This is a genomic window from Vibrio sp. B1FLJ16, assembly GCF_905175385.1.
GTDB lineage: Bacteria > Pseudomonadota > Gammaproteobacteria > Enterobacterales > Vibrionaceae > Vibrio.
In genome coordinates this window covers 595,652-607,677 of record NZ_HG992750.1, presented here as the reverse complement: position 1 = coordinate 607,677, position 12,026 = coordinate 595,652, and the positions used below count along the sequence as shown (strand labels likewise).

The 12,026-nt window shown below is 43.4% G+C and carries 13 protein-coding genes and 2 pseudogenes; 7 read left to right on the top strand and 8 right to left on the bottom strand.

Going from position 1 to position 12,026, the window contains the following annotated elements; all coding sequences use genetic code 11:
• The first annotated feature begins 36 nt into the window (after nucleotides 1-36).
• Together KHN79_RS16840 and KHN79_RS16835 are read left to right on the top strand one after the other, a co-directional pair.
• Nucleotides 37-694 (top strand): annotated as a pseudogene (locus KHN79_RS16840) (DsbA family oxidoreductase).
• Nucleotides 695-780: 86 nt separating this feature from the next.
• Nucleotides 781-1,320 (top strand): redoxin domain-containing protein, encoded by a 540-nt coding sequence (locus tag KHN79_RS16835; protein ID WP_182010108.1) that lies wholly within the window; start codon nucleotides 781-783, stop codon nucleotides 1,318-1,320.
• Nucleotides 1,321-1,402: 82 nt separating this feature from the next.
• Here the strand turns inward: KHN79_RS16835 and KHN79_RS16830 are convergent, their stop codons facing one another.
• The 4 genes and pseudogenes from KHN79_RS16830 to KHN79_RS16820 all read right to left on the bottom strand — a co-directional run bounded on the left by KHN79_RS16830 (nucleotide 1,403) and on the right by KHN79_RS16820 (nucleotide 2,989).
• The gene (locus tag KHN79_RS16830; RefSeq protein WP_182010109.1) at nucleotides 1,403-1,768 is read right to left on the bottom strand and encodes a helix-turn-helix domain-containing protein; all 366 of its coding nucleotides are present in this window, start codon (nucleotides 1,766-1,768) and stop codon (nucleotides 1,403-1,405) included.
• Nucleotides 1,769-1,899: 131 nt separating this feature from the next.
• A pseudogene (locus tag KHN79_RS21640) lies at nucleotides 1,900-2,037 on the bottom strand (flavodoxin family protein); the annotation flags it as partial.
• A gap of 464 nt (nucleotides 2,038-2,501) precedes the next feature.
• Nucleotides 2,502-2,744, bottom strand: a complete 243-nt coding sequence (locus tag KHN79_RS16825; protein ID WP_182010110.1) for a hypothetical protein — start codon at nucleotides 2,742-2,744, stop codon at nucleotides 2,502-2,504.
• A 29-nt stretch (nucleotides 2,745-2,773) separates the two neighbouring features.
• Nucleotides 2,774-2,989, bottom strand: a complete 216-nt coding sequence (locus KHN79_RS16820) for a DUF3820 family protein (RefSeq protein WP_182010111.1) — start codon at nucleotides 2,987-2,989, stop codon at nucleotides 2,774-2,776.
• Between the two features lie 121 nt (nucleotides 2,990-3,110).
• Here KHN79_RS16820 and KHN79_RS16815 point away from each other — a divergent pair, with 121 nt between their 5' ends.
• Nucleotides 3,111-3,419: a cysteine-rich CWC family protein gene (locus KHN79_RS16815; RefSeq protein ID WP_182010112.1), complete on the top strand. Its 309-nt coding sequence runs from the start codon at nucleotides 3,111-3,113 to the stop codon at nucleotides 3,417-3,419.
• Nucleotides 3,420-3,458: 39 nt separating this feature from the next.
• Here the strand turns inward: KHN79_RS16815 and KHN79_RS16810 are convergent, their stop codons facing one another.
• Nucleotides 3,459-3,803 (bottom strand): HopJ type III effector protein, encoded by a 345-nt coding sequence (locus tag KHN79_RS16810; protein WP_182010113.1) that lies wholly within the window; start codon nucleotides 3,801-3,803, stop codon nucleotides 3,459-3,461.
• 204 nt (nucleotides 3,804-4,007) lie between these two features.
• On the opposite strand from KHN79_RS16810, the gene KHN79_RS16805 reads away from it, so the two are divergent.
• On the top strand, nucleotides 4,008-5,777 hold the full coding sequence (locus KHN79_RS16805; protein ID WP_182010114.1) for a choice-of-anchor I family protein: 1,770 nt from the start codon (nucleotides 4,008-4,010) through the stop codon (nucleotides 5,775-5,777).
• Between the two features lie 107 nt (nucleotides 5,778-5,884).
• Here KHN79_RS16805 and KHN79_RS16800 read toward each other — a convergent pair whose 3' ends face one another.
• Nucleotides 5,885-6,223: a 4a-hydroxytetrahydrobiopterin dehydratase gene (locus tag KHN79_RS16800; protein WP_182010115.1), complete on the bottom strand. Its 339-nt coding sequence runs from the start codon at nucleotides 6,221-6,223 to the stop codon at nucleotides 5,885-5,887.
• A complete protein-coding gene (phhA, locus tag KHN79_RS16795) occupies nucleotides 6,213-7,007 on the bottom strand; it encodes a phenylalanine 4-monooxygenase (protein ID WP_182010116.1) in 795 nt (264 codons plus the stop codon). The genes KHN79_RS16800 and phhA overlap by 11 nt, the downstream gene beginning before the upstream one ends.
• A 222-nt stretch (nucleotides 7,008-7,229) precedes the next feature.
• Here phhA and KHN79_RS16790 point away from each other — a divergent pair, with 222 nt between their 5' ends.
• Nucleotides 7,230-9,203, top strand: a complete 1,974-nt coding sequence (locus tag KHN79_RS16790; RefSeq protein WP_182010117.1) for an acetoacetate--CoA ligase — start codon at nucleotides 7,230-7,232, stop codon at nucleotides 9,201-9,203.
• A 102-nt stretch (nucleotides 9,204-9,305) separates the two neighbouring features.
• On the opposite strand, the gene KHN79_RS16785 is transcribed toward KHN79_RS16790, so the two are convergent.
• Complete coding sequence (locus KHN79_RS16785; protein ID WP_182010118.1) at nucleotides 9,306-9,881, bottom strand: methyltransferase domain-containing protein; 576 nt, start codon at nucleotides 9,879-9,881, stop codon at nucleotides 9,306-9,308.
• 191 nt (nucleotides 9,882-10,072) lie between these two features.
• Between KHN79_RS16785 and KHN79_RS16780 the strand changes: the two genes are divergently transcribed.
• Entirely contained in the window at nucleotides 10,073-10,951 is an 879-nt protein-coding gene (locus KHN79_RS16780; protein WP_182010119.1) for a LysR family transcriptional regulator, read from the top strand.
• Between the two features lie 176 nt (nucleotides 10,952-11,127).
• Complete coding sequence (locus KHN79_RS16775; protein WP_182010120.1) at nucleotides 11,128-12,021, top strand: cation diffusion facilitator family transporter; 894 nt, start codon at nucleotides 11,128-11,130, stop codon at nucleotides 12,019-12,021.
• Nucleotides 12,022-12,026: the final 5 nt, after the last annotated feature.

Sequence of the window (12,026 nt, the reverse complement as noted above, 5' to 3'; positions counted from 1 at the left end):
GCCGCGTGTGCGCAGTGCTTTGAGTAGGAAACTCATATGAATAATACAATTAAGCTCGACATTATTAGTGATGTTGTCTGCCCGTGGTGCATCATCGGATACAACCATTTAAAAGCAGCGATCGAACAGCTTGGCATTGAAGATCGGGTCGAGATTGAGTGGCAACCTTTTGAATTGAACCCTGATATGCCTGCCGAAGGAGAAAACCTTCGAGATCACGTTGCTCGTAAATATGGCAGTAGCGCAGAGGAAAGTAAAAACGCGCGTAGTCGTATCGCCAGCATCGGCGCTGAGCATGGCTTCGAGTTTAACTACTTTGATGACATGAAGATGGTGAACACGTTTGACGCACACATTCTACTTGATTACGCCAAAGACTTTGGCAAGCAAAATGAACTAAAAAAAACGTCTGTTTGCGGCATTTTTCAGTGAACAGAAAGACGTCTCTGACCGTGATATTCTTAAGCAAGAGCTAATCTCTGTAGGTCTTGACCCTGAAGAAGGGATGCGCTGGCTAGACGATGTGCAGCGACGCAGCTCAATTCGTAGTACAGAGAAACAATGGCAAAAAATGGGAGTATCTAGTGTGCCAACGGTGATTTTCAACAGAGAACATGGTATTTCTGGTGCACATCCAGTGGAAGGTTACAAACAGATCTTAACTGAGTTAATGGCTCAGGCGAATCAAATCTAGGTTACTAAAAGTATACTGGTTGCAACTTATTTCTTAGTGTCTTATCTTTTTTCTAATTAGTTGTGACTTCAATCACAGGAGCCGAGATGACATACTCACAAAAACTCAAAGCGGGTGACGCTTTTCCTACATTAGAGGCAACAAAGCTGGATGGAACCAAAGTCAAGCTAGGCCAACCTCAAGGTGATGCAACATGGCAAGCGGTGTTTATCTATCGTGGTAAACATTGCCCACTCTGCACTAAATATCTGAATGAAATTGAGACCTATAAACAAGCATTTAGTGACTCAGGCGTTGATATTCTGGCTGTCTCTGGTGACTCGAAGCAACTATTGGAGCAACACCTAGAAAAGCTCGATATCAGTTTTCCAATCGCCTATGGTCTTACTGAGCAACAAATGAAGACTCTGGGGCTTTATATATCGCTACCACGTTCTGAAGCCGAAACCGACCATAACTTTGCAGAGCCGGGGCTGTTTGTCGTCAATGAACACGGTAACTTACACGTGGTTGACCTATCCAATAACCCGTTTGTAAGACCTGAACTCGGTGCACTAACCCGAGGTTTGGCATGGATTCGTAACCCAGAGAACCACTACCCCATCCGTGGCACGCTAGACTACTGAACCTCCAGTTCGAAAGACAACAAGGCAACCGTTTTGGTTGCCTTGTTACGTTACAGAGAGGTATTGATCAATGTTGCTCACGTTATTTAAGCTGCACGTTGTTGCTTTCAGACCATTTCCTCAACTCATCGAGAATCGTTAACGCACTGCGCCCAAACTCGGTGAGTTCGTAACTGACTGCCAGTGGTTTTTCATTGATCACACGACGTATTACCATGTTTTCACTTTCTAGTTCTTTTAGACGCTGGTCTACCATCTTCTTACTTGCACCGCCCAACATTCTTGAAAGATCATTAAACCTCACAGGGCCATCTTTCAGATGGTAGATGATTGAGCCTTTCCATTTTGCCCCCAAGATCCGCATACCTTTTTCTATCGCACAAGGCTCCGTACAGGTATCAACAACACTTTTACGCCCTTTTACGTCAACTTCAACTTTTGCTTTCATACAGCCTCGCCAATCCAGAAACTAGATAGCTGCGATTTCCCCCAATGACATGAAACCGCAGCTCTTTGATGTACTGTGTTACGTCCTAGTAACACAGTACATCAATTGAATTAAGTTCACCGTAAAGATCGTTCTTGCATGGTCATTACGCGAACTGAATGACGTTCTTGTTCTAAAAGCGTCACCACTTTATCTACCAAAGACGCATTTAGTTTTCTTTCAGAGAATAGAGATGGCTGGTGGACATTTAAGATAAGAACGTTACTTATAGTTAATTAGCAAATAAAGTGGATACACAAGTGAACGCTACGCCACTGGTACCTTGCGGTATATATTAGTTACCTAAAGATTGAATGCAAGTAGTATACTTTTAGTAACCTAATCCAAGCATGAATTGGCGTAATTGACAATAATGCCTCCATAAATAGGCTGTATTATTGGTTTTCCTGAGGCAAATGCGGCTTACTTTTCTTATCAATATACATGACCGTAACTTATTTCATACTGTAACTTGTTTCGTCAGCACGTCCTTGGACATAAATGAGTTTCGCCATTTAGCATTTGATGAATTACTTTTTTGTAAGTCAACTTTAAAAGATCAACCTTGTTTAAACTTCAACACTTAACCAACAAAGGGGCAAAAAAGAGTCAGCCTGACGGTCTGGCTCTTTCTAATGAAAACGCATGGTATCGTGGAGAAATTAGGAGGGCTTTGGCAGGTTACACTAGCTTGCTACTTAGTCTTATGACCAGTCTTCTTCGCAAGCTTTTTCATCGCCTCGGAAAACGTTGTTATCCGCCCTTTAGCTTTAACCTGCATTACCTTATACCCCATCTTTTCCAACGCTTGGCGTTCTGCTAAAACAGCTTTGTCATCTTGCTGACTACCTTGAGCAGGCTGATGAATGTAACATCCCTCTAGTTGACCATCTTCGACCAATTGGTGGTGTTTCAGTGCATCGATATCAAAATTCATAATAAATCTTTTAATTAATTTGTGGCAGGTTACATGCGCTTTAAAGGCTTCACAACACTATCCAAACCTTCAATTTTCAGCGCTAGACATAACTTGAGTAGGTCACCCAACTCACCACTTGGCCATCCCTTCTTATCAAACCACAACAAATATTCTTCCGGCAGATCAATCAGGACTCTTCCTGCATATTTCCCAAAAGGCATTTGCGTTCTGGCCAGTTTTATCAGGTTTTCTTTTTCTAACATAAATTGTACTAGAAATGTCGTAAGTTTAATTCGCCTAAGGGTACCACCCCAGCGATCTTCCGACCAGTTCCACATTCTTTATGCTAAAGTGAGCGGCTTTAGAAGTAACTAAGAGAAAACAATGAAGTCACCGTGTCGTGCCGCTTGTAAAAATAATGGCGGCATCTGTTCTGGTTGTCACAGAACGATAGAAGAAATCATCCAGTGGAAAGATAAGACAGATGAACAGCGAGAAGTGCTCATAGACCAAATTACTGGTAATGACGCTACACATGAATGTCCCGAGTGTAATACTCAGGCGCACTGCGATATCGCAGCAGGCAAAGAAACATGTTGGTGTTTTGAGATTGAGGCCAGAGACTTACCAAAACCTACCGAAGGACAGTTATGCCTTTGCAGAAAATGTCTGGAGAAAAAGCCAGTCGCATAACCGACTGGCTCAACTTTGATTATTTAGCCTGAACTTAGGTTATTTAGCTTGAAGCGCCGGAGATTCGAACTTCACGCCATCCCATCCGCTAACCATAAAGTTACGAATGTTCTGGTGATCGTTATTTTCCGGATTTTTCAGAACATCTTCACGGTAAAAACGTCCAAAACAGGCAAGCGTCGCGTCCTTATCCAGGTTATGCAGTAAGCCAAATGCAAAGATTTTGCATGAGCCATTATTCTCACCAACTGCATTTTCTGTCGAACCATTCGTAAATACTGTCGGCGTGAAATCATAGTTCCCTTCAATTACAGCGATGGTCGTTTCAAAGTCTATGTGTTCTGGTGTTGACGCTAGCATGTCCAAAAACTGTTGTAGTTCCATTTTAATTTCAAATCCTTATACGATCATTCAGATGACATCTTTATTTAATAAAAAGCCAATAAAAAAGTAATTAATCATACATATATTCATACCTTTTCCAATCATACGTCAGCCAATGCTTCAAAAGCACTCACGTATAATCGCGAATAGTTATTAAAAATTAATGCATTAAATAAGATTATATCGGATTAATAAGGAGATATCATGTCCACCCCATACAGAGCAATAGGTGTAATTGCCCTCTCTTCACTTGCTATCGCATGTTCCTCACAACCAGAGAGTACACTCACTTCCTATTCGTCACAGTGTAAAGCAACTGTTGCACCCGTTGCTGGTGAAACGACCATCCAAAGTCTGACCTTTTTAGGTAGGTCTGTTGCAGATGCTCCGTTTGCTTCTTCTGCTGCAGAAATTGTCAGCTACGACGCTTGTAGCTACAAACTGTATGTCGTCAATGCGCAGGCAAAACGTGTGGATGTGTTATCCATGGATGAGCAAGGCGTTCCGACGCTAAGTACCTTCATTGACCTGAATAGTGCAGGGATCGCCGCATCCATTAATATTGGCGCAGCCAACAGTGTTGCAGTATCAAATGGTCTTATTGCGGTTGCTATCGAAAACAGTAACAAGCAAGACAACGGTATTATCGCGCTTTACCGCTCAGATGACTTATCTCTGATTACCACCTTCCCTGCCGGAGCACTTCCAGACATGGTCGGCTTTTCTAAAGATGGGCGTTACATTGCTGCTGCCAATGAAGGCGAACCAAACGGCGATTACAGTGTAGACCCAGAAGGTAGCGTAACCTTGGTTGATTTAAGCCAAGGCGTTGCGAATGCGGAGGTAACACAAATCGATTTCAGAGCCTTTGATGGCTCGCGTGCAAACGAACTACCTAAAAACGTACGCATCTCCGGTCCGAACGCGACTGTCGCTCAGGATCTGGAACCTGAGTACTTAACTTTTGGTGACAACGGCAAGATTTATGTGGCATTGCAAGAAAATAACGCCATGGCCATCATCAACCCAGAAACCAAGTCGGTAGAAAAAATCGTCGGGCTAGGTGAAAAATCATGGTCTGAGGCGAAGTTAGACGCATCCAATAAAGACAAGATCGTTGGTAACTTAAAGAGCTATCCTCAGTTAGTAGGCTTGTATATGCCAGACACACTCGATAGTTATTCTGTGAATGGTAAAACCTACATCGTTTCCGCTAATGAAGGCGATGGGCGTGAGTATGGGTTTAAAACCACTCAAGAGCGTTGCGATCAGGCAAACTTGAAATGGGATGAGGATGACTACCTGGGGACTGACAACTACACCAGCAAGCAAGGTACTTGTTTAAGTCATGTAGATGAAGTTCGCGGGAAAAAACTTAACGTTGCCGACAACCACCCTCTTGCTGCCGCATTAAAAGATAATAACCAATTAGCTCGTCTGAAAGTCATAAAACCAGCGGCGGCCCTGTCTACTAACGACAATGTACAGGCTTTTGGTGCCCGATCTTTTTCCATCTGGGATGAAAACGGTGAACTCGTTTTTGACAGTGGTGATGATTTCGCGAGGATCGCTCTGATTAATGAAGGAAAGCACTTTAACAGTACCAACGACAGTAATGACAGCGGAGACGATCGTAGTGACGACAAAGGGGTTGAACCTGAAGCAATTGAAGTTGCAGAAGTTAACGGTCGCCACTATGCATTTATAGGGCTGGAACGCCAGGGTGGCATAATGGTTTACGACATAAGCCAACCTAAGCAGGCTGTGTTCCTTCACTATATAAATAACCGTGACTACGACCAGCCAGTGTGTACACAAGTTAAGGATAACGAATGTGCAAATGATAACTACAACCCATTGGCAGGGGATCTCGCACCAGAGTCTATTAACTACTTTACCCGTAATGGTGATCACTTTCTCGCAGTAGGAAACGAAGTATCGGGTACGACCTCTGTGTACCGAATAGAGCTCTAACGCACTTTTCTCACTAATAAGTACGCCCGAACTCATATTCGGGCGTATCTGTATCTATATATGATTGAGTTGGTCAGTGATTAAATGACTTGGTTATCCTGCAATAGCTAACCTGAGATAGCTAATCCATCACATTTGGATGCACAGATAAAATCGTTCTTGTGCAGTCCTTTAATTGAATGGCTCCACCACGTTACTGTAACTTTGCCCCATTCCAGCAAAATAGACGGATGGTGAAACTCATCCTCTGCCAACTCAGCGATGCTATTGCTAAACGCCCAAGCCTGTTTGAAGTTTTTAAACTTATACACTTTTTCTAACTGAGGAATGCCCTCTCTCTCAATGATCTGCCAGTCAGATAACTGCAAAAGCAGAGACTGTTGTTCATCTTTACTCAGTGCAATGGCATCTAAACTACAAGCTTCACATTTTTGTTCATTCAACATTAGCAGGTTCCTTTGGTTCAAATAGTGGGGGAAGCAATCCAGCCTCAATCGCCGTATCGGCTTGCTTCAATAAGTTTAACTGGCTGATCTGATAAAGCTGTGAGAAATCATTTATGACATAATATTTCGGCTGCATGATATCGATGCGGTAAGGCGTTCTCAGTACGGTTTGTAAATCGAAAGCTTCTCGAATTGCGATATCACTTTCCAGTGAATAAATGGTTTCACCCGGTGAAGAGAGAATACCACCACCATAAATTTTGGTTTTGTCACCTTCTTGTACTAGGCCAAATTCAACGGTAAACCAGTACAAGCGCGCAAGATACGCTCGTTGTTTAGGTGTTGCAGCTTGCCCCAACTGTCCGTAATGCTCTGTAAACGCAGCAAAGTCAGGGTTCGTCAACATGGCACAATGGCCAAAAATCTCATGGAAGTAGTCCGGCTCCTGAAGGTAGTCGAACTCCTCTCGGCTACGAAGGAAAGTCGCGACAGGAAAACGCTTATTACCCAATAAGTTAAAAAATCGATCAAAGTCGATCAAAGCCGGCACCGGCTCTACCTGCCAACCAGTCGTCTCCATCAACACCCGGTTGATATCCGGTAACTGCGGAACATGATCTCGGGGTAAATTCAGTAGCGTTAAGCCATGTAGATAAGCCTGACACGCACGGTCCTGGATAACACTCATTTGTCGCGTCACCAAATCACGCCAAATAGCATCTTCTTCGTGGCTCCATTCCACCCTTCCATCCTGGTCTACGGGCTTAGAATGATATTGAGTCATGGCAGTTCTCCATTAACAATTCCTTTACATAAAGCCTATCCGCACTCCCTCACGCTTCCAATCCCTGAACGATTTTCTTTACCGCGATTGAGTGTAACAATTTGTTTACATAATCATGTAACACGATGATATTACTACCATCGAATACAATTCCGACAGTTTGACTTTATTGACGATTACTTACAGACTTAAAGTGTTATCAGCTTGTTATAGAAGGAACCTATGCGCGACGACAACAAAGTATGGCAGCCGAGCGAAAGCCGCATCAACGAAGCCAACGTGACCCAGTTTATCGAACACATAAACAGACAAGGGAATGACATCAAAAATTTTGCCGAACTACATCAATGGTCTTTGGATCACTCAGAGCAGTTTTGGCAAGAAGTCTGGTTATTTTGTGACGTAATTGGAACGACCGGAGAAACGGTAAAATGCCAAGCTAAAAGCAAGTGGCAACAGCCGGTTCCCAACCGCGATGCGCAATGGTTCCCTGAGGCTCAGATTAACTACGCAGAAAACTTACTCAGTTACGCATACGAAGCAGCCGATAATGTCGCAATTTGGTTTGAGAATGAACGTGAAGAGCGCCAAACCTACACCTGGAAACAACTTTGCGAGGAAGTCTCCAGTGTTCAACAATGGTTGAAAGAGTGCGGGATAAAGCAAGGGGACGTGGTTGCAGGTTACCTGCCTTACCTTCCTCAAACTGTCATAGCAATGCTGGCAACAACCAGTTTAGGAGCTACCTGGACGTCAACTTCTCCGGATTTTGGTGTAGAGAGCGTTTTGGAACGCTTTGGACAGGTAAAACCCAAGGTACTTTTCACATGTGACGGTTATACGTTTAATGGCAAAGTATTCGACATGACGAAGAAAAATCAGTACATCTCTGATAACTTAGTTGGATTGAAGCAAGTTTGCCAAATCAGCTATCTGAAACCATATATTTTTGAGTGTGATGTTTGTACACAAGACTGGCAAAACGTTTTGAATCAATACGCTCCTGAGCCACTTACTTATACTCGTGTCAATTTCAACGATCCATTGTTTGTTCTGTACTCGTCTGGAACAACCGGAAAACCAAAATGCATCGTACACTCTGTTGGTGGCACCATACTTAACCACGTAAAAGAACATCAGCTTCATTGTGATATCCAACCTCACGATAGAGTTTTTTATTACACCACTTGTGGCTGGATGATGTGGAACTGGCACGTGTCCTGCCTGGCGAGCGGAGCATGCCTCGTGATTTTTGACGGCAGTCCGATGTATCCGTCGCATAAGGTGTTGTGGAATCTGGCTGAAAATGCGGAAGTATCACTATTTGGCACCTCAGCAAAATACCTGGAAGCACTCGAAAAAGCGGGATATTCAGCCAAAGGCAGTCGTTCACTTCCAACACTGAAAACCATCTGTTCTACCGGATCTGTTCTGTACCCTGAACAATTTGATTACGTCTATCAGCATTTAAAAGAAGATGTTCATCTGGCTTCCATTTCTGGAGGTACCGATATTTGTGGCTGTTTTGTGTTAGGAAACCCTGTATCACCTGTTTACCGGGGTGAATGCCAGTCTGCCGGGCTAGGAGTTGACGCAAGAGTCTTTAACCCTCAGGGGCATGACATCGTCGGTGAACGCGGTGAGCTTGTATGCGCTAATTCAATTCCTAACTTCCCTGCCAAATTCTGGAATGACACTGGCGAGCGTTACCACAATGCGTATTGGGACAAGTTCGATAATGTGTGGCACCACGGTGACGATGTTGAAAAAAGTTCGACAACGGGCGGCTATATCTTTTATGGGCGAAGTGACACAACTTTGAACCCAGGGGGCGTAAGAATCGGCACTGCTGAAATATACCAGCAAGTCAACGCTATCGAAGGCATTGTTGACTCAATAGCCGTCGGAAAAGAAGTTGACCGAAACGAGCAAATCTGGCTATTTGTTCAGCTGGAAAGTAGTGATTCACTAAACGATGACATGATAAGGAAAATCAAGTCCCAGCTTAAATCTGCCTGTTCAGCAAGGCATGTTCCAAGCGAAATTTTTGCTATCAGTGATATTCCAAAAACACGATCAGGTAAGTTGGTTGAACTTGCCGTCAAACAAGTAATTAATGGCAGAGAAATAGATAACATCGGTGCGATTGCTAACGCCAACGTGTTGGATGAAATTAAAAAGCTTATCTCCGTCTAGAAGGTATCAACTTTTTTAGGACAGTACACAGCAAACAAAAAAAGCGAGCTCAGTGGTGGCTCGCTTTTTCTTGTATTCAATCTTTCTCAGACTAACAATGGCTTAGCGTTGTCCTACACCCATCATTACCGACATGGTTTGCCCGTCTGATGTGATATCAAAAACCGACTTCACTTCGACATCATTAAAACCCGCTTTAATGAGCGCATCTCGTGATTTTGCGACTGACAAACCTTCTTGTCCCTCTTCCGATACAAAATCGAAGTGGACAAAAAAACCGCCGTGGTTAAGCAGCGAGTGCGAGATGTCCAATGCGCTATCTACGTCATCGACAAAGGCTAAAACCGAAGATGCGACCACTAAATCAAACTGACCGCGAAACGCAGGATGCTGCGCCACAAGACCGCGTGATAAGGTATCCACAACAGGTTCAACGTTAGCCAGTTCCTTTTTATCTAACTCTTCTATCATCTCTTCAGATGCGTCAAGCGCCACGATATCTTTCACTATTGGTGACAATAACTGGCTGAGTTGACCTGTTCCGCACCCAAAATCTAGTACTTTAATGCCATCAAGCTGAGTTAATTGTTGTAGCTGTTCTAACACTGACTGCGCAAATTGCTTTGTTGCAGGGTTTGATTCCCAGTTCTTTGCTAAGCCATCCCAATCTTGTGCCATCGTGGCCTCCATGTTCACTTCTTATATATCACGCATATCGCCATGTGACGTATAGGGTACCCCAAAACCACAAAAAGACCATAGACTTATCTGGCGAATTGGGATTTTTTTCGTTAACCTTTCACTGCTTTGGGACCAAGGATCTACCCTATCCCTTTTGATTTCAAATTATTATTCGGTCGTGCTAAATCATGAACTTAACGCAAGTAGAAGCCTTTTGTACTATCGCTGAATGTGGTTCCGTATCCGAGGCCGCACGGCAGCTCGACTGTAACCGAACCAAGCTCAGCATGTCGATCAAAGCGCTGGAAAAGGAGCTCGATGTCGAGTTATTTGTTCGAACAGGCAACCAACTTACTCTCTCAGAAGCAGGTAAAGCAATTTACAAAGACTGCGAATACCTTTTAGTGGTTGCACAGCGTATACGTAAGACCTGCGGCCAGGTTTCAGACGGATTCAACGCGGAAGTTTGGATTGCACGGGACGATTCATTACCTGACGATCTTTGGCAGGAGCTTTCGCATAAATTAAATAACCGGTTTCCGTCTACAACTTTTAACTTAATCCTCGCTTCCAGTGGTGATCTGGCAAACCTAGTGAGCACCCATCAGGTAGACTTCGCTTTTGGTGTCGACTACGAGCGCGTAAATGATCCCCATATTGTCACAAATCCTCTGGGTAAAATACGAATGATGTCGGTATGCAGCGCAGAACATCGACTTAGCAAAATGCGCCGTGTTTCCGACGAAGAGTTACGCAGTCAAATGCAAGCTCTGATGGTTTACCTAAACGAAAAAGACAATCCTGAGTTACAGCCATTCTCTACACGGTATATCGGATTCTCTAGTTTTGACTACATGCTAAACACAATTCTGGAAGAAGATGCATGGGGCGTTTTACCTGAACCATTGATTCGCCATTACCTGCGTCAACAGAAGCTAGCCGTAATCAAACACACATATGGTTTAACTCAGGAAGACTATTGTATGTTTACCACAAACGGTCAAATTGAACACCCGGCCATGACATGGCTCGCAGACAAACTCAGCGATTATTTATTCGACTTCTAAACACATTACAGTGAGCGTCAATTTTAATGACACCTCAAGCAACATGTAAGAGCCTGTTTTTAAAAGACAAATCCCTACACCTTCATTTCCTCATCTGTAATTGTTCAAATTGTGGTTGCCTATATTGCGTTGTGAGCAAAGAATATACCTGAAAAAAAAACTTCAAGGTATTTATCATGTGTGTCCGCAAAAGCAGTAACGAAAACTATATCCTAACAATCTCAGCCCTTTTAGCGTCTGGGTTTGCTGCTGGTGGTATCGTGCTAGGACTGCTTGTCGGGTCAATTGTTATTGTTTTTGACGGTGTATACTCTTTAGTCAGCTTACTGTTAACATTATTGTCACTCGCAGCCTCTTACTATATTAACAAGCCATCGAATTCAGTATTTCCATTTGGTAAAGCAGTCTTAGAGCCAGTAGTAATTGCGATCAAGGCATCAGTTATTCTCGTTGTCGTGCTGTTTTCGCTTTACTCTGCTATTTCATCACTGATGTCAGGCGGCCGTGAAGTCGACGCATCTGTGGCAACAATCTTTGGTGTTGTAAACATATTAGGCTGTTCTTATGCTTGGTGGTTTATGGCAAAACAAAGCCGTCGTACTGCATCAGGTCTTGTTGAAGCGGAAACAAAGCAGTGGCAAATGGATACCCTATTAAGTGTGGCAGTGACTGTAGGTTTCGTAGCGGCGTGGTTAGTCTCCCTATCACCATTTTCACAATACGCTACTTACGCAGACCCGGTAATGATGATTTTGATGGGCTTCTACTTCCTGAAAGTACCGTTTGATATGTTATGTGGTGCTTTACGCGAACTACTTATGATGTCACCAAGCAAAGAGCTATGTCAGGTGGTAGATAACGATGTACTTGAGATAGAAAAAGTATCAGACCACCAACTAACAGTGGCTGGAATAACTAAAGTTGGTCAGGAGTTACGAGTAAACATCGATCTTCATGTGGATGATGATACGCTTGAACTGGAAACGTTAGAGCAAACACGTAAGCAACTCACCACACGCTTGTCGAAACATAGATTTAAGCTCCAGCTTCAGCTAAATGTCGCTTATTAATAAAC

What these genes read in the sequence shown, in the direction of transcription:
- KHN79_RS16820 (WP_182010111.1), bottom strand. Translation starts at nt 2,989, where the DNA reads ATGTTAGAAAAAGAAAACCTGATAAAACTGGCCAGAACGCAAATGCCT.
- KHN79_RS16815 (WP_182010112.1), top strand. Translation starts at nt 3,111, where the DNA reads ATGAAGTCACCGTGTCGTGCCGCTTGTAAAAATAATGGCGGCATCTGT.
- KHN79_RS16810 (WP_182010113.1), bottom strand. Translation starts at nt 3,803, where the DNA reads ATGGAACTACAACAGTTTTTGGACATGCTAGCGTCAACACCAGAACAC.
- KHN79_RS16825 (WP_182010110.1), bottom strand. Translation starts at nt 2,744, where the DNA reads ATGAATTTTGATATCGATGCACTGAAACACCACCAATTGGTCGAAGAT.
- KHN79_RS16785 (WP_182010118.1), bottom strand. Translation starts at nt 9,881, where the DNA reads ATGGCACAAGATTGGGATGGCTTAGCAAAGAACTGGGAATCAAACCCT.
- KHN79_RS16790 (WP_182010117.1), top strand. Translation starts at nt 7,230, where the DNA reads ATGCGCGACGACAACAAAGTATGGCAGCCGAGCGAAAGCCGCATCAAC.
- KHN79_RS16830 (WP_182010109.1), bottom strand. Translation starts at nt 1,768, where the DNA reads ATGAAAGCAAAAGTTGAAGTTGACGTAAAAGGGCGTAAAAGTGTTGTT.
- KHN79_RS16800 (WP_182010115.1), bottom strand. Translation starts at nt 6,223, where the DNA reads ATGTTGAATGAACAAAAATGTGAAGCTTGTAGTTTAGATGCCATTGCA.
- phhA (WP_182010116.1), bottom strand. Translation starts at nt 7,007, where the DNA reads ATGACTCAATATCATTCTAAGCCCGTAGACCAGGATGGAAGGGTGGAA.
- KHN79_RS16805 (WP_182010114.1), top strand. Translation starts at nt 4,008, where the DNA reads ATGTCCACCCCATACAGAGCAATAGGTGTAATTGCCCTCTCTTCACTT.
- KHN79_RS16780 (WP_182010119.1), top strand. Translation starts at nt 10,073, where the DNA reads ATGAACTTAACGCAAGTAGAAGCCTTTTGTACTATCGCTGAATGTGGT.
- KHN79_RS16775 (WP_182010120.1), top strand. Translation starts at nt 11,128, where the DNA reads ATGTGTGTCCGCAAAAGCAGTAACGAAAACTATATCCTAACAATCTCA.
- KHN79_RS16835 (WP_182010108.1), top strand. Translation starts at nt 781, where the DNA reads ATGACATACTCACAAAAACTCAAAGCGGGTGACGCTTTTCCTACATTA.